Genomic DNA, 16,480 nt, shown 5'->3' on the forward strand with positions numbered 1-16,480 from the left:
CATGCTCGGCCGGGTAAACCACATCGCCATCGCCGTTGCCGATCTGGCAGCGGCGACGGCCGCCTATCGCGACACGCTGGGCGCTGCGGTATCGCAGCCGCAGGCTCTGCCGGAACACGGAGTCACCGTCGTCTTCGTCGAATTGCCGAACACCAAGGTCGAATTGCTGCAGCCGCTTGGCGAAGCCTCGCCGATCGCAGCCTTCCTCGAAAAGAACCCGTCCGGCGGCATGCACCACATCTGCTACGAGGTGGACGATATCATTCTCGCCCGTGACCGGCTGGTTGCGGCCGGGGCGAGGGTGCTCGGCGATGGCCGGCCGAAGACCGGCGCGCATGGCAAGCCGGTGCTTTTTCTGCACCCCAAGGATTTTTTCGGCACGCTGATCGAACTCGAACAGGCGTGACCCCCTGCGGCAGAATGCCCCCGAGGCGCTCAAGCGCATCATCCGCTTTGAGTTGGCTGCCATTCCGCCGTATAAGGGCGCCTAGCTCAAAGTGACAGAACGTCTGTTGCGTCCGTCGGCGCGACACTATCGGGAACCCCAATGCTCCAGATTTTTCTACAGGGATTTGCCGTCTACTTCATCGTCTGGTGGATGACGCTTTTCGCTGTCCTGCCGATCGGCCTGCGCACCCAGGCTGAGGACAATGACGTCGTGCTGGGCACTGTTCCGAGCGCGCCGAGCCGCTTTCGCGCCGTCTTCACCTTTTCGCTGACGACGCTGATTTCGGCTCTGATCTACGGCACCTGGTATGTCTGCGACACGTATTTCGGCTGGGGCTTCGATGCTCTTCCACAACTCGGGCCGAGCTTTTACTAAGGGTCCGCTTTTGCCCAAACTTTGGGCATATGTATATTATTAAAAAGCGAACTTCGTCATACCAGCGTCATGCCATTGCGGCAAAGAGCTGGCGTAAGGGAATGAGGATCATTCCCTTACGGAAGTTGGCCGGATTTCCAGGATAGGGTGAAGTCTAAAAGCCAAAAAAAAACAAGGCCAGAAGCCTTGTTTTAAGTATCGCGTGATCCGTAACCGTTGCCGGGGCAGCGACGAGCGCGCCTAAGATCTGATCCTCCCAAGACTTGACCGCGAATTTGGCAAGAATTTATCTCTCTTGCCTGTTTTGTGAGCTAAAGCTAGCTCAAACATTGGGCTTTGTCATCAGCTTTTTTTGCATTTTTGCTACACTCTAGTAAAATTTTTCTGTTGACAGGACTTTCGTTCAAGTCCTTATAAACACGCGCTTTTTGACGCCCTTTCATTTTGTGGCTGCGTACATGCGCTTCGGGGAGGTTGCCGGCATCAGTTGCGGGTTTCCTTCCTGCCGCGAAGCGGCTATGAACCTCCCGACGTTAACCATTGTCTTTCGATTCCGCCCGCTGCGGGATCTCAACTGCTTCGGAATCCGCCATGCGTCTGTCCCGTTATTTCATGCCCATCCTCAAGGAAAACCCCAAGGAGGCGGAAATCGTCTCCCACCGGCTGATGCTGCGCGCCGGCATGATCCGCCAGCAGTCGCAGGGCATCTATTCCTGGCTGCCGCTCGGCAAACGCGTGCTCGACAAGGTCAACGCGATTATCCGCGACGAGCAGAACCGGGCCGGCGCCATCGAGCTGTCGATGCCGACCCTGCAGTCGGCCGAACTCTGGCAGGAAAGCGGCCGCTACGACGCCTATGGCAAGGAGATGCTGCGCATCAAGGACCGGCAGGATCGGCCGATGCTCTATGGCCCCACCAACGAGGAGATGGTGACGGATATTTTCCGCTCCTCCGTCAAGTCCTACAAGGACCTGCCGCTCAATCTCTATCACATCCAGCTGAAGTTCCGTGACGAGATCCGTCCGCGCTTCGGCACCATGCGCTCGCGCGAATTCATGATGAAGGATGCCTATTCCTTCGATCTGACGCGCGAAGGGGCGGAGCATTCCTACAACAAGATGTTCGCCGCCTACCTCAGAACCTTCGACCGGCTCGGCCTGCGCGCCATCCCGATGCGTGCCGACACCGGCCCGATCGGCGGCAATCTCAGCCATGAATTCATCATCCTCGCCGACACCGGCGAATCCGAAGTCTTCTGCCACAAGGATTTCGTCGGCTTCGATATTCCCGACGACCGCACTGATTTCGACAGCATCGAGGGTCTGAAGTCGATCTTCGACAAGTGGACCTCGCTCTATGCGGCGACCTCGGAAATGCACGACGAGGCGGCCTTCAACGCCGTTCCCGAAGGCGACCGCCTGTCGGCACGCGGCATTGAGGTCGGTCACATCTTCTATTTCGGCACGAAATATTCCGAGGCGATGGGCGCGAAAGTGCAGGGGCCTGACGGCAAGGAACACTTCGTTCACATGGGTTCCTACGGTATCGGCCCGACACGCCTTGTTCCCGCCATCATCGAAGCATCGCATGACGACAACGGAATCATCTGGCCGGCATCGGTCGCGCCCTTCGATATCGTGGTGATCAACATGAAGGCGGGCGATCAGGCCTGCGACGATACCTGCGAGCTGATCTATGCCGCGCTGACCAAGGCCGGCAAGGATGTGCTCTACGACGATACCGACGACCGGGCCGGCACGAAGTTCGCGACCGCCGACCTGATCGGCGTGCCCGTCCAGATCATCGCCGGCCCGCGCGCGGTCGCCAACGGCGAAGTCGAGGTGAAGGACCGCAAGACCGGCGCCCGCGAAACGATGACCATCGAAGCGGCGATCAACAGGTTCGTGGCTTAAGGAAACGGAGGCGAAATGGCAGAGGCAGCAGTGGACCGGAGTTCAAAATCCGGCTTGGGTCCGGCTGGCAAGCCATTTTCCACCTTCGAACGCCTCGTGGCCTGGCGCTATCTGCGCGCCCGGCGCAAGGAAGCCTTCATCTCGGTGATTGCCGGCTTCTCCTTCGTCGGCATCATGCTCGGCGTTGCAACGCTGATCATCGTCATGGCCGTGATGAACGGCTTTCGTACCGAGTTGGTCTCGCGCATCCTCGGCATTAACGGCCATATGATCGTCCAGCCGTCGGATGGCCCCTTCACCGATTACGCCGACCTCTCCAGCAGGCTCGCTGCCGTGCCCGGCGTCAAGATGGCGCTGCCTTTGGTGGAAGGCCAGGTGCTCGCCTCCGCCCAGGCCGGCGGCAGCACCGGCGCGCTGGTGCGCGGTGCCCGCGCCGAGGACTTGACCAAGCTCAAAACAATCTCAGGGAACATCAAATCCGGCGACATGGTCGGTTTTGCCTCCGGGCAGGGCGTGCTGATCGGCACCGGCATGGCCAACCAGCTCGGCCTGAGCGTCGGCGACCTTATCACGCTGACGTCGCCGGATGGTGACATTACGCCGATGGGCGTCAGCCCGCGCGTCAAGTCCTACAAGATCTCCGGCCTCTTCGAGATCGGCATGTCGGAATATGATTCCTCGATCATCTTCATGCCGCTCGAGGAAGCGCAGCTTTATTTCAATGCCGAGGGATTGGTGCAGTCGATCGAGCTTTTCGTCGATCACCCCGACGATATCGACGCTTTGAGGCCGAAGGTGGAAGAGGCGGCTGGCCGCCAGATCAACCTCACCGACTGGCGCCAGCGCAATCAGACCTTCTTCTCGGCGTTGCAGGTCGAGCGCAACGTCATGTTCATGATCCTGACGCTGATCGTGCTGGTGGCGGCGCTGAACATCATCTCCGGCCTGATCATGCTCGTGAAGGACAAGAGCAGCGATATCGCCATTCTGCGCACCATGGGCGCCAGCGCCGGCGCGATCATGCGCATCTTCTTCATGACCGGGGCGGCGATCGGGATCGTTGGCACTGTTGCCGGCGTGCTGCTCGGCGTCCTCGTCTGCGTCAACATCGAATCCATCCGCCAGTTCTTCTCCTGGATTTCAGGCACGGTGATCTTCAATCCGCAGGTCTATTTCCTCAGTCAGCTGCCGGCCGAGATGCAGCTCAGCGAAACGATCTCGATCGTCGTCATGGCGCTGACGCTCTCCTTCATCGCGACCATCTTCCCCGCCTGGCGCGCCTCCAGGCTCGATCCGGTGCAGGCCCTGCGCTACGAATAAGGAATGCCGCCTTCATGAAACGCAACGTCGTTCTCAAGCTTACCGGCGTCGAGCGCCATTACGGGCAGGGCGATACGCTGCTCCCGATACTGAAGGGCGCGGATTTTTCGATGTCGAAGGGCGAGATCGTCGCTCTTGTCGCTCCCTCCGGCACCGGCAAATCGACCCTGCTGCATATCGCCGGCCTGCTGGAGCATCCGGACGGCGGCGAGGTCAACATCAACGGCCATGCCTGTGATGGCCTGAGCGATGAGAAGCGCACGGCGATCCGCCGCAGTGAAATCGGCTTCGTCTACCAGTTTCACCACCTGCTGCCGGAATTCTCCGCGCTCGAAAACATCATGATGCCGCAACTGATCGCCGGGCTGTCCTGGAAGGAAGCCGGCGAGCGGGCCGGCCAGCTTCTCGATTATATGCGCATCGGCCACCGCGGCGCCCATCGGCCCGGCGAGCTTTCCGGCGGCGAGCAGCAGCGCGTGGCGATCGCCCGCGCCGTCGCCAATGCACCGACCCTGCTTCTTGCCGATGAGCCGACCGGCAATCTCGACCCGGAAACGGCAAGTTACGTCTTCGACGCGCTGGAGGCGCTGGTGCGCCAGTCCGGCCTCGCGGCCCTCATCGCCACCCACAATCACGAGCTCGCCCGCCGCATGGATCGGCGTGTGACGATCTCGGATGGCAAGGTCGTCGACTTCTGACACTGAAATTAGGGGACGACCAATCCGCCGCGATATTCGAGCATATAGGCTTTCCTGAAGTCGACCATGATGCATTCATTGCCGCTGAACCGCTCGCAGTTCCCTTCGCTGCGATCGAGATAGCGGCCGAGCGGATGGTCGAATTCCATGCCGCCGAGAAAGCGTCCCTGCCGATACATGGCTGAAAGTGCCGCCTTGATCACCGCACCGGCGGCAGCGCCGTCGATGAGCTCAGGCGCAACGATCCAACCGAAATAATTCATCACCCAGACGGGTTCGCCGGCAAACCAGACAACCTCCTGTCCGGCGAAATCGGTGCCGCCGAAATAACTGTCGAGATAGCGCCAGTCGCCGCGCTCATAGCCGATATCGTGAGCGCCCGGCCGGCAGGGCGCGCGCGCCACGCCGCCGCCGACATAGGTCGCAGCCTTGGCCTCCACGACGAATTCATTGAGCATCGCAATGTCGAACATGCCGTTCTCCTCTCGACCGGATGCTGGCAAAGATGCTGTGGCATGTAAAGAACAAAAACAGAACGGAAGCCAAAAACAGGCGGTCGCCGTGAGAGGCGGTCGGGCGCTCGGGCAGCGTGTCCGAACCGTCACGGATCGGGAAGGGGAGGAGCCGCCCAATCGGATCGCTCGCTGCCGCCTGCCGATTCGCAATGCGCGTTTCGGGTTTTTCAAACGCAAGAAAGAAGGAAAAGATTCCTGTTGACAATGGAACATACATCGAACAAATTGAAAACATAACGAGTAAAGGAGAGCCAAATGACTGACATGATCCGTGATATCGCAGCATTCACCTCCATCGCAATGTTCGTTGCCAGCTTCTCGCTCATCGTCATGGCGATCTAAAGTTTTCAGGGGACCGCATGGCAATCATGCGGTCCGGACGCGGGACTTCTTCTGGACATCATCGCCCTCTATGCCGACAATGCGTTCGATTCATTCGGGTGATTGGGAAGGCATGACATGGCGGATACGGCAAAGGGTTCTACGGGTGAGGCGATCGGCGGCACGCCGGGCTTCATCCACCTGAGGGTCCACTCCGCCTATTCGCTTCTCGAAGGCGCCTTGCCGCTGAAGAAGATCCTATATAAGGCGACCGGCGACAGCCAGCCGGCGATCGCCATCACCGACACCAACAATCTGTTCGTCGCGCTGGAATTCTCCCAGAAGGCGATGGATGACGGCCTGCAGCCGATCATCGGCTGCCAGGTCTCGATCGACATGGAAGACGGGCTGGAAACGGAAAAGCGCGGCGGCCAGCAGGCGCTGGTCAAGCTGCCGTCGATCGTTCTTCTCGCTGCCACGGATGCCGGTTACGAACGGCTCGTCGATCTCGTCAGCCGCGCCTATCTCGGCGGCGACAGCAACCAGTCTATCCATATCCGTGCCTCCTGGCTGGAGGAAGCCGGCACGGAAGGGCTGATCGCCCTGACCGGCGCCCTGACCGGGCCCGTCGACGCGGCGATCAGGGAGGGCCATCCCGCGCAAGGGGAGGCCCGGCTGCTGACGCTGAAACGTCTTTTCGGCGACCGGCTCTATGTCGAATTGCAGCGGCACGGCACCTACGACAAACGTCACGAGCAGAAGATCATCGCGCTTGCCTATGCCCATGACCTGCCGCTGGTTGCCACCAACGAGGCCTTCTTTCCGACACGCGACGATTACGACGCCCATGATGCGCTGATGGCGGTCGCCCACAATGCCATCGTCTCCGACGACAGCCGCTTTCGCCTGACGCCGGACCATTATCTGAAGAGCCGGGCCGAGATGGCCAAACTCTTCGCCGATCTGCCGGAAGCGCTGGAGAACACGATCGAGATCGCCAGGCGCTGTTCCTTCGTGCTGAAGACGCGAAAGCCGATCCTGCCGCGCTTCACCGGTGCGACCGACGATGCCGAGGAGGCCGAACGCGCCGAGGCGAGCGAGTTGCGCCGCCAGGCGGTGGAAGGGCTGGACATGCGGCTTGCAACGCTCGGCATGTCGCCGGGTTACGAGGAGAAGGAATATCGCGAGCGGCTGGATTTCGAACTCAGCGTCATCGAACGCATGCGTTTCCCCGGTTACTTCCTGATCGTTGCCGACTTCATCAAATGGGCCAAGCAGCATGACATTCCGGTCGGTCCCGGCCGCGGTTCCGGCGCTGGTTCCCTGGTCGCCTACGCTTTGACGATCACCGACGTCGATCCGCTGCGGTTTTCGCTGCTTTTCGAACGCTTCCTCAATCCGGAACGCGTCTCGATGCCGGACTTCGACATCGACTTCTGCCAGGACCGCCGCGAAGAGGTGATCCGCTACGTCCAGGCCAAGTATGGCCGCGAGCAGGTGGCGCAGATCATCACCTTCGGTTCGCTGCAGGCGCGCGCCGCCCTTCGCGACGTCGGCCGCGTGCTTGAGATGCCCTACGGCCAGGTCGACAAGATCTGCAAGCTGGTGCCGAACAATCCGGCCAATCCGACGCCGCTCTCCAAAGCGATCGAGGAGGAGCCGAAGCTGCAGGAAGAGGCGGCGAAGGAGCCGGTCGTCGCGCGCCTGCTCGACATTGCCCAGAAGATCGAGGGGCTTTACCGGCATGCCTCGACGCATGCCGCCGGCATCGTCATCGGCGACCGCCCGCTGTCCAAGCTGGTGCCGATGTACCGCGATCCGCGCTCCGACATGCCTGTCACCCAGTTCAACATGAAGTGGGTGGAGCAGGCCGGCCTCGTCAAATTCGACTTCCTCGGCCTGAAGACGCTGACGGTCCTGAAGGTCGCCGTCGATTTCGTTGCCAAGCGCGGCATCAATGTCGATCTCGCGGCCATTCCGCTGGACGACAAGATAACCTACGAAATGCTGTCGCGCGGTGAGACGGTCGGCGTGTTCCAGGTGGAAAGCGCCGGCATGCGCAAGGCGCTGATCGGCATGAAGCCGGACTGCATCGAGGACATCATCGCACTGGTGGCGCTTTACCGCCCGGGTCCGATGGAAAACATCCCGACCTACAATGCCCGCAAGCACGGGGACGAAGAGCTGGAATCGATCCATCCTATGATCGACCACCTGCTCAAGGAAACCCAAGGCGTCATCGTTTACCAGGAACAGGTGATGCAGATCGCCCAGGTCCTGTCCGGCTACTCGCTTGGAGAAGCCGATCTTCTGCGCCGCGCCATGGGCAAAAAGATCAAGGCCGAGATGGACCAGCAGCGCGAACGCTTCGTCGTCGGCGCGGTCAAGAACGGCGTATCGAAGCCGCAAGCCGACAATATCTTCGAGTTGCTGGCGAAGTTCGCCAATTACGGCTTCAACAAGTCGCATGCCGCCGCCTACGCCATCGTCTCCTACCAGACGGCCTATATGAAGGCGCATTATCCGGTCGAATTCCTCGCCGCCTCGATGACGCTCGACATGTCCAACACGGAAAAGGTCAATGATTTCCGCCAGGATGCCAAGCGCCTCGGCATCGAGGTGATCGCCCCCTCGGTGCAGACTTCCTTCCGCCATTTCCAGACCGGCGACAACCGCATTTATTATGCGTTGGCCGCCCTCAAGGGCGTCGGCGAATCCGCCGTCGACCATATCGTCGAGGTGCGTGGCGATAAGCCTTTTGCCGGCATCGAGGATTTTTGCCTGCGCATCGATCCGCGCCAAGTCAACCGCCGCGTGCTCGAAAGCCTGATCTTTGCCGGCGCCTTCGATTGTTTCGGCACCGACCGCGCCCAGTTGTCAGCCGGCCTCGACCGCATCCTCGGTTATGCCCAGCGCGCCCAGGAAAACAAGCTGAGCGGCCAGTCGGACATATTCGGCAGCACTCTGACCTCGGGACCTGAAAAAATTTCCCTGCCGCCGTTTTCGCCCTGGCTTGCCTCCGAGCGGCTGCTCAAGGAATTTCAGGTGCTGGGCTTCTACCTCACCGCACATCCGCTCGATTCCTACAACAACCTCCTGCAGAAGATGCGGGTGCAGACCTTTGCCGAATTTTCCCAGGCGATCAAACAGGGCGCCTTCAATGCGCGCCTCGCCGGCACCGTCATTTCGAAGCAGGAGCGCAAGACCCGCACCGGCAACAAGATGGGCATCATCGTCTTTTCCGATTCCTCCGGCCAGTTCGAGGCGGTGCTGTTTTCAGAAATGCTCAACCAGTATCGCGACGTGCTGGAGTCGGGGAAATCCTTCGTGCTGACCGCGACGGGGGAGGAGCGGCCGGAGGGCATCGGCCTGCGCATCCAGACGATCCAGTCGCTGGAGGAAAAATCGCTGCAGATGCAGAAGGCGTTGCGCGTCTATGTCAGAGATTCCGGGCCGCTGAAGATGGTCGCCGGCCATCTCAACGCCAAGGGCGACGGCCTCGTTTCCTTCATCGTCATCAAGGAGGATGGCAAACGCGAGGTGGAAGTGGCGCTGGCGGAGAAATACCGCATCACCCCTGAGATCGCCGCCGCGCTTCGCGCCGCCCCCGGCGTCGTCGATGTCGAGCTTGTCTAGAAGTGATGCGCCTCACCTTAAGTGACGCATATCACCCCGGGTGATGGTTATCGCCACGGGCGATGGTTTATCCCGGGCGATGGTTAATCGCCCTAGGGATCATCAACCCCTTGTGATGGTGATGAAATCCGTGCCTTCGCCGGTCTCCCGGCCGAGGCCGGTATCGGAGATCGTCAGCGTCGAGCCGGGCGCGATCAGCGCCTCGATCCTGCGGCGGGTCTCGTCGGGGATCGTGATGCGGCTGAGCGACCGGGCGATCGGCCTGCCGCTGACGATTGAGCTTTCCTGATTGGTGACGCCGAGCCGTTTCATCGTCTCGCGGGAGAGATTGTTTTGGAGCGTGATGCCGAGCCAATCCGCCGTACCGGCATTTTCATCGAGTGCATGCAGCGTGAAGAAATGCGTGCCGAGCGCCAGTCCGGGATCGGCAATCGTCACCGGGGCTTCGAAGATCGGCTTGAACGCCTGGCGCACCATGATGACGCCGTTCGGCGGTTCACCCTTGCCGGTCGCCGCATAGACGGATTTGAGTAGCGTGTCGGAGACCAGGCTCCTGTCGCCGGCAAATTCCGCCGGCCGCAGCGTCTTGAAAGACTTGATCGCCTGCACGGTCGACGGCCCGAGCAAGCCGTCCGGATCGCCGGCGGAAAAGCCGAGCTGGTTGAGAAGTGTCTGGATGTCGATCACCGTCTCGCGCAGCGTGCGGCGGGCGATCAGCATGCTGATCGGCTCGGACGGCGGTTCGGCTTCGGGCGCGGCTACCAGCGGCGCTGCCGGCATCGGCATCGCAGCCGTGTCGTTCATCGCCACCTGCACCGGTGTCCCCGCGCTGTCGGGCATCGAGGGCCGCAGTTCGACATCCGAAAGCAGCAGCATCGGCGTCGGCCCCTGCGGATGGAAAAGAGTCGGATGGTCGATCGGCTGCGGCACCACTTCGCCGTCGCTGATGATGACGGGAATGCCGGGCTCGGTCATCCCGTAAAGCTTTTTTGCAAAAGTTCCGGGCATGCGCACGCAGCCATGCGACGCCGGATAACGCGGCACGGAATTGGATTCGTGCAGCGCAATTCCCGACCATGTCAGCCTTTGCATGAAGGGCATCGGCGCGTTCGAGTAGAGATTGGATTCGTGGTATTTCTGCTTTTCCAGCACCGAGAAGATGCCGCTCGGCGTCGTGTGCCCGTCCTTGCCGGTCGAGACTTTCGACGTCGCGACGACCTCGGTGCCGTCATAGACCGCAAGCGACTGCTTGTCCTTCGAGACGATGATCTGCAGCGTGCGCGCATCCGCCGCAAGAGCAGGGTGCACGAGTGCGGTGGCCGACAGCAAGCCGAGGCCGAAGACAAGACGCGAGAACATGATAGCCAACCATACGCAATACTAGCCGGCACATTATGGGACGAAGTTTAAGGAAGATTTTATAGGCCGCGCGGCGCGCACGGCTCACGCTTTAGTGATCGCGCTTGCCGCTGCCGAAGGTGTAGCCGGTTTCGACAGTGTTCTTGCCGAACTTGTCGCGCAGCTTGTCCATCGCCGCTTCGGCCGCCGCCCGCCGCCCCGACTGCCGGTCGATGAGGTCGGGCGGATCGGCGCGTGCGGCATCGCCGAGATCGCTGACGCCGATGCCGAGCAGCCGGAACTTCGTGCCGTCGGTCTCCTTTTCGAGAAGCTCGAGCCCGATGCGAAAGATCCGGTCGGTAAGCTGGGTCGGGTCTTCGAGCTTGCGGTTGCGCGTCCGTATCTTGAAGTCTGCGGTCTTCATCTTCAGGACCACGGTCTGGCCGGCGATGTCGTTTTTCTTCAGCCGCCAGGCGACCTTTTCCGAAAGATCGCGCAGGATCGGGACCAGATCGTCATAACGCCAGATGTCTTCGAAGAAGGTGGTCTCGGATGAAACGCTCTTGGCCGCATCGTTGAGATGCACTTCACGGTCGTCGATCCCGCGCGACAGCCGGGCGAGCCGCTGGCCGATGCTGCCGTAACGGCGCATCAGATCGTTCTCCTCCATCTGCTGCAACTGGCCGATGGTGCGGATGCCATCCGCCTCCAGCGTCGCCGCAAAGGCCTTGCCGACGCCCCAGATCGTGGTGACCGGACGCGGCGCCAGGAACTCGACGGCTTCTTCGCGGCCGATGACGGAAAAGCCACGCGGTTTCTGCAGGTCAGAGGCGACCTTGGCGAGGAATTTGCAATAGGAAAGCCCGACCGAAACGCTGATGCCGATTTCCTTTTCGACCCGGCGGGCGAATTTGGCGAGCGTGCGGGCCGGCGGGTCGTGATGCAGCCTCTCGGTGCCGCCTAGCTCCAGGAAGGCCTCGTCGATCGACAGCGGCTGCACCAGCGGCGTCAGATCCTGCATCATGGCGCGCACCTGCCGTCCGACCCGGGCATATTTCTCCATGTCGGGACGAATGACGATCGCTTCGGGGCACGCTTCCAGCGCCTTGAACATCGGCATCGCCGAACGCACCCCGTGGATGCGGGCGATATAGCAAGCGGTGGAGACGACGCCGCGTTTGCCGCCACCGATGATCACCGGCTTGTCGGCAAGTTCAGGATTGTCGCGTTTCTCGACGGCCGCATAGAAGGCGTCGCAATCGATATGCGCCAGCGTCAATGCGTAGAGCTCTCGATGGCGTACCAGCCGCGGGCTGCCGCAGGACACGCAGCGGCGCGCCTCGCCCTTCTGCTCGGCAAGGCAGTCGCGACAGAAGCCGGGTGTCTTGTCGGGCGCGGGCGTCATCATGAGAACAAAGATTGAACGCCGCGACATTACGCCCTAAGCTTCCGAGTCTCAAGAGAGGCCGGGAGCTTTGCTTTGGATAACGATCTTCGTTTCGAGCCGGTAACGGCAGAACGCTGGGACGATTTCGAAACCCTGTTCGGGCCGCAGGGTGCCTTCTATAATTGCTGGTGCGTCGCGCTGCGCCTGCCGCATGCGGTAAGAACGAAGATGGCGGCCGATGAGCGCAAGCTGCATATGCACGACCGGATCAAGGCCGGGCCGCCGCCGGGCATTCTCTGTTATGCCGACGGCGCCCCGGTCGCCTGGGTGCAGGTCGGGCCGCGCCATGACGTGCCGCAGTTCAATTCGCCGCGCACAGTCTCGCGGCCGCTGGAGGAGGGCGATGCATACGATCCGTCGATCTGGGCCGTCAGCTGCTTCTTCCTGCTGCCGAGCTTACGCGGCAGGGGAATGAGCCGTCGCCTGCTTTCCCTAGCGATCGATCATGCGCGGTGCCAGGGCGCGCGGTTGCTCGAAGCCTGTCCGATCGATCATGTGAAGCAGTCGAAATCGGTGACCCTCTGCATCGGCTCGACGGCGATCTTCGATGCGGCCGGTTTCGAGACGGTGGCGCGGCGCAAGGATGGCCGTCCGCTCATGCGGCTGGAGCTGCGGGGTTGAACGCGCCGGCAAGGAAATGCGCCTCGATCAGCGCGGCCGCATGCGCCCAGTCGCTCACGCGGGTGATGTCGTCGGCGGCGGCCGGCGCGAAACGATGGACGGGCGAATCGGGCATCAGGTGAATCAGCAGGCAATCGGCAACATGGTCCCTGACGGAATGCAGATTGCGCGCCATATCATCGATGAAGACGACGGGAAGGGAGCGGCTGGCATGCAATGCGTGAACGATCGGCCCCTTGGGCTCTTCGCTGGCAAGCAGCGGAAAAAGCAGGCCGATCCGGTCGAGCAGGCGGCGGCGCTGGTCCTGGAACCGCGGCTGCATGGCCGTCAGGAAAAGCACGTCGGCGGCTTGCGAAAGCCGGCCGAGCGTTTCGACGACGCGGTCGAGCGGCGTCTGCCACTGCTCCTGCGCCTCGAAAAATTCCTCGATCAGCCGGCTGACCTGCTGGTCCTCGATCTCCGCGCCATCGGCCTGCGAGACGATGTTGCCGTGGAGCCGGAACGAGCGCGGCAGAAATGCATGACCCTGGCTTTGCAGGAAAAGCTGGAACGGGCCGATGAATTGCAGCACGACATCGTCGACGTCGCAGACGATCAGCGGCCTTTCGCCGAGCCGGATATGCGAGATATCGAATTCTCTTACGCCGGTCACCGTCAGTATTCCCCGGAATCGAGGCCGGGCGAGGAGAAATGCTGCCAGGCGGCGGTCACCGTCTCCGGGCTGATGCCGCTCGCCGCGCAGAAAGCCATCGCCGTCGGTTCGTGGTTCATCAGGAAATCCATCATGCCGGCGAGGAAGCCGGGATCGTTGACGGCGCTGCGCACCTGGCCGGGAGTCACGCCCGTCAGCGCAAGGAAGCGGCCGAACATGTCGGGATCGTCGGCAAGCCAGCCGAGCACGGCGATCGCGGTCGCGTGCGGGTCGGCGGCCTGTTGTTTCGAAGTCTTGAAGTTGCTTTGCATTTCGAGGGGTAAGTTACCTTTTCTTCAACCAAATGCCGCTAGCGTGCGCTATCGGTTTCACGGAGCCATTGTCCGCATGTGCCTTTCTCATGGGGACCAACCGCTGCGCGAACGGACGTAGGGACAGCTTGTCATGCCCAAACAGGTGATGATTGTAGAAGATAACGAGCTCAACATGAAGCTCTTTCGCGACCTCATCGAGGCGTCCGGTTATACGACGATCCAGACCAGAAATGGCATGGAAGCGCTGGATCTGGCGCGCAAGCATCGCCCCGACCTCATTCTGATGGATATTCAGCTTCCCGAGGTCTCGGGCCTCGAAGTCACCAAATGGCTGAAGGAAGACGACGAGTTGCACGTGATTCCCGTCATCGCCGTCACGGCATTCGCGATGAAGGGCGACGAGGAGCGGATCCGCCAGGGCGGCTGCGAGGCCTATGTTTCCAAGCCTATCTCGGTTCCGAAATTCATTGAGACGATCAAGACCTATCTGGGCGATGCCTGACGCATCGGAAAGACGATTATGACTGCGCGAATACTGGTGGTTGACGATATTCCGGCCAACGTGAAGCTGCTCGAAGCACGGCTGCTTGCGGAGTATTTCGACGTGATGACCGCAGCCGACGGTTACACGGCGCTGGCGATCTGCGAGCGCAACCAGGTCGATCTCATCCTCCTCGATATCATGATGCCCGGCATAGACGGTTTCGAGGTCTGCGAGCGGCTGAAGGCCAGCCGCAAGACCGCCCATATTCCTGTCGTCATGGTCACGGCACTTGATCAGCCGGCCGATCGCGTCCGCGGCCTGAAGGCCGGCGCCGACGATTTCCTCACCAAGCCGGTCAATGATCTGCAGCTGATCTCCCGGGTGAAGAGCCTGCTGCGGTTGAAGACGTTGAGCGATGAGCTGCGCATCCGCGCCGACACTGCCCATACGATGGGCATCGACGACCTCATGCGGGCAGGCGAGGGCCGCGCCGACGAGACCGGCCAGATCCTGCTCGTCGACGGCCGCGCCAATTCGCAGGAGCGCATCATCAAGGCGCTGAAGCCCGTTGCCGACGTGCTTGCCCTTTCCGATCCGCAGGCAGCCCTCTTCGAAGCGGCTGAAAGCCCGTTCGATCTCGTCATCGTCAACGCCAATTTCGACGATTACGATCCGCTGCGCCTCTGCTCGCAGTTGCGCTCGCTGGAGCGCACGCGCTTTCTGCCGATCCTGATCATTACCGAGCAGGGTGCCGACGAGATGGTCGTGCGGGCGCTCGATCTCGGCGTCAACGACTACATCATTCGCCCGGTCGATCCCAACGAGCTGGTTGCCCGCAGCCTGACGCAGATCCGCCGCAAGCGCTGCAACGACCGCCTGCGCGCCAGCGTCAAGCAGACGATCGAGCTGGCCGTGACCGATCCGCTGACCGGGCTTTATAACCGGCGTTATCTCGACAATCACCTGAACGTGCTCTTCAACCGTTCGATGGCGCGGGGCCGGCCGCTCTCGGTGCTGATCACCGATATCGACCGCTTCAAGCAGGTGAACGACACCTATGGCCACGACGGCGGCGACGAAGTGCTGCGGGAATTTGCCAATCGCGTCCGCTCGACCATCCGCGGCGCCGACCTCGCCTGCCGCTACGGCGGAGAGGAGTTCGTCGTCGTCATGCCGGATACCTCGCCGGAAATTGCCGCCACTGTCGCCGAGCGCCTGCGCGCGGCCGTCGAAAGTGCGCCCTTCCGGCTGAAACATTCGGGAGAGGCGCTGAACGTTACCGCGTCCTTCGGCATCGCCTCGCGTATCGGCTCGGTGCTGACCCCCGATCAGCTGATGAAGCAGGCGGATCTTGCGCTTTACGAAGCCAAGAACACCGGCCGCAATCGCGTCGTCGCTGCGGCCGCCTGACGAATCATCTGCCGCCTTATGTGCCGTTTATGGGTTTTCCACCGTGGTAAGCGGATTGTTACACATTTTTAATGCTCGCCCGCACAGCGTGGCGTGAAAAGTTTGCGATCAAATAGCCCAAAAAAGGATTTTCGTCTTTGCTGCGGATGTGCCGCTGCCCGATAGTTTTGGAAGCGCCCGGCCATAGCTAAAAATGAAATTGCCACTATAAAAAGCGCTGTCTGCCGATTGGGGAAAATAGAGTGCCGCAGCCTCACCTCACCTAGGGGAAGGGGAGGTGTAAGTTATTAAGCTATATTGTCGAATTTCTTCGGTGGGTCGACGTCTAGGCTTCATCCCTAAGCAGAGTCGATAAATCTTTGTATGTACCAAAACTGCACTTTTAACCATAGAATCAAGTCCGCAAAAATCATCATTAAGAATTTGTTGATTTTCTTTCATTTTTGCGCAAATTATCGGCTCATAAGAGAAGCGCTCCCGCTGAGGAGTTGTCGATACCCCATGATGCTCAGGTCCGCCGCATCTCCTGGGTCGTGGGGTCGGTCGGCTAGTAGGCAAGTTATAGCGGTTCCTCGTGCCGTTTTGCATGCTGGCCGACCCCCTTTCAAGAAAACGCCGCCACTTCCCGAAGATGGAAGGGCGGCGTTTTTCTGTTTGCGCTATCATCTTCAAGGAGGGCATTTCGGGCAATAAAAAACGCGCAACCCGAGGGCGCGCGCTTTTTGCGAAATCCGCAGATCAAGTGATTACTTGATCTTGGTTTCCTTGAACTCGACATGCTTCTTAGCAATCGGGTCGTACTTCGTCTTCGTCATCTTGTCCGTCATCGTACGGCTGTTCTTGGTCGTGACGTAGAAGAAACCGGTGTCGGCTGTCGACAGCAGCTTGATCTTGATTGTTGTAGCCTTGGCCATGGTCGTCCTGCCTTTAAGAAAATGAAAGCCGTGGAAGCCGGATGGGCTCCACGGCAAATTCTGGCGCGAAACT

16 protein-coding genes are annotated in these 16,480 nt (G+C 60.8%); 10 read left to right on the forward strand and 6 right to left on the reverse strand.

Going from position 1 to position 16,480, the window contains the following annotated elements:
* Position 1: 1 nt before the first annotated feature.
* The 5 genes from mce (at position 2) to AF337_RS23710 (ending at position 4,755) form a co-directional block, all read left to right on the forward strand.
* Positions 2-406 (forward strand): methylmalonyl-CoA epimerase, encoded by a 405-nt coding sequence (gene mce, locus AF337_RS23690; protein ID WP_049734061.1) that lies wholly within the window; start codon positions 2-4, stop codon positions 404-406.
* Between the two features lie 141 nt (positions 407-547).
* Complete coding sequence (locus AF337_RS23695; RefSeq protein WP_049734062.1) at positions 548-823, forward strand: DUF1467 family protein; 276 nt, start codon at positions 548-550, stop codon at positions 821-823.
* A 591-nt stretch (positions 824-1,414) separates the two neighbouring features.
* Positions 1,415-2,737 carry a proline--tRNA ligase gene (gene proS, locus AF337_RS23700; protein ID WP_049734063.1) on the forward strand — a complete coding sequence of 441 codons (1,323 nt, stop codon included), beginning with the start codon at positions 1,415-1,417 and terminating at the stop codon, positions 2,735-2,737.
* Between the two features lie 15 nt (positions 2,738-2,752).
* Positions 2,753-4,057 carry a lipoprotein-releasing ABC transporter permease subunit gene (locus tag AF337_RS23705; RefSeq protein WP_049734064.1) on the forward strand — a complete coding sequence of 435 codons (1,305 nt, stop codon included), beginning with the start codon at positions 2,753-2,755 and terminating at the stop codon, positions 4,055-4,057.
* Between the two features lie 14 nt (positions 4,058-4,071).
* The gene (locus AF337_RS23710) at positions 4,072-4,755 is read left to right on the forward strand and encodes an ABC transporter ATP-binding protein (protein ID WP_049734065.1); all 684 of its coding nucleotides are present in this window, start codon (positions 4,072-4,074) and stop codon (positions 4,753-4,755) included.
* Between the two features lie 8 nt (positions 4,756-4,763).
* On the opposite strand, the gene AF337_RS23715 is transcribed toward AF337_RS23710, so the two are convergent.
* Positions 4,764-5,228, reverse strand: a complete 465-nt coding sequence (locus AF337_RS23715; protein WP_049734066.1) for a DUF5680 domain-containing protein — start codon at positions 5,226-5,228, stop codon at positions 4,764-4,766.
* Between AF337_RS23715 and AF337_RS42505 the strand changes: the two genes are divergently transcribed.
* Both AF337_RS42505 and dnaE read left to right on the forward strand, forming a co-directional pair.
* Positions 5,218-5,472: a hypothetical protein gene (locus tag AF337_RS42505; RefSeq protein WP_152971164.1), complete on the forward strand. Its 255-nt coding sequence runs from the start codon at positions 5,218-5,220 to the stop codon at positions 5,470-5,472. The genes AF337_RS23715 and AF337_RS42505 overlap by 11 nt on opposite strands.
* A gap of 257 nt (positions 5,473-5,729) precedes the next feature.
* Positions 5,730-9,227 (forward strand): DNA polymerase III subunit alpha, encoded by a 3,498-nt coding sequence (gene dnaE / locus AF337_RS23720; protein ID WP_049734067.1) that lies wholly within the window; start codon positions 5,730-5,732, stop codon positions 9,225-9,227.
* A gap of 102 nt (positions 9,228-9,329) precedes the next feature.
* On the opposite strand, the gene AF337_RS23725 is transcribed toward dnaE, so the two are convergent.
* Both AF337_RS23725 and AF337_RS23730 read right to left on the reverse strand, forming a co-directional pair.
* The gene (locus AF337_RS23725; RefSeq protein WP_049734068.1) at positions 9,330-10,586 is read right to left on the reverse strand and encodes a L,D-transpeptidase family protein; all 1,257 of its coding nucleotides are present in this window, start codon (positions 10,584-10,586) and stop codon (positions 9,330-9,332) included.
* A gap of 91 nt (positions 10,587-10,677) precedes the next feature.
* Entirely contained in the window at positions 10,678-11,970 is a 1,293-nt protein-coding gene (locus AF337_RS23730) for a DNA polymerase IV (protein WP_049734151.1), read from the reverse strand.
* Positions 11,971-12,045: 75 nt separating this feature from the next.
* On the opposite strand from AF337_RS23730, the gene AF337_RS23735 reads away from it, so the two are divergent.
* Positions 12,046-12,633, forward strand: a complete 588-nt coding sequence (locus AF337_RS23735) for a GNAT family N-acetyltransferase (protein WP_049734069.1) — start codon at positions 12,046-12,048, stop codon at positions 12,631-12,633.
* Here the strand turns inward: AF337_RS23735 and AF337_RS23740 are convergent.
* Positions 12,608-13,285: a hypothetical protein gene (locus tag AF337_RS23740; RefSeq protein ID WP_049734070.1), complete on the reverse strand. Its 678-nt coding sequence runs from the start codon at positions 13,283-13,285 to the stop codon at positions 12,608-12,610. The two genes, AF337_RS23735 and AF337_RS23740, sit on opposite strands and share 26 nt — an antisense overlap.
* A gap of 2 nt (positions 13,286-13,287) precedes the next feature.
* Positions 13,288-13,596, reverse strand: a complete 309-nt coding sequence (locus tag AF337_RS23745; RefSeq protein ID WP_049734071.1) for a DUF3572 domain-containing protein — start codon at positions 13,594-13,596, stop codon at positions 13,288-13,290.
* A gap of 133 nt (positions 13,597-13,729) precedes the next feature.
* Between AF337_RS23745 and AF337_RS23750 the strand changes: the two genes are divergently transcribed.
* Both AF337_RS23750 and AF337_RS23755 read left to right on the forward strand, forming a co-directional pair.
* A complete protein-coding gene (locus tag AF337_RS23750; RefSeq protein ID WP_003547430.1) occupies positions 13,730-14,101 on the forward strand; it encodes a response regulator in 372 nt (123 codons plus the stop codon).
* Positions 14,102-14,119: 18 nt separating this feature from the next.
* Positions 14,120-15,493 carry a PleD family two-component system response regulator gene (locus tag AF337_RS23755; RefSeq protein WP_049734072.1) on the forward strand — a complete coding sequence of 458 codons (1,374 nt, stop codon included), beginning with the start codon at positions 14,120-14,122 and terminating at the stop codon, positions 15,491-15,493.
* A gap of 746 nt (positions 15,494-16,239) precedes the next feature.
* Here AF337_RS23755 and rpmG read toward each other — a convergent pair.
* A complete protein-coding gene (rpmG, locus tag AF337_RS23760) occupies positions 16,240-16,407 on the reverse strand; it encodes a 50S ribosomal protein L33 (RefSeq protein ID WP_003587245.1) in 168 nt (55 codons plus the stop codon).
* Positions 16,408-16,480 lie beyond the last annotated feature (73 nt).

Source organism: Rhizobium ecuadorense, from assembly GCF_001187535.1.
In the GTDB taxonomy this organism is placed as follows: domain Bacteria; phylum Pseudomonadota; class Alphaproteobacteria; order Rhizobiales; family Rhizobiaceae; genus Rhizobium; species Rhizobium ecuadorense.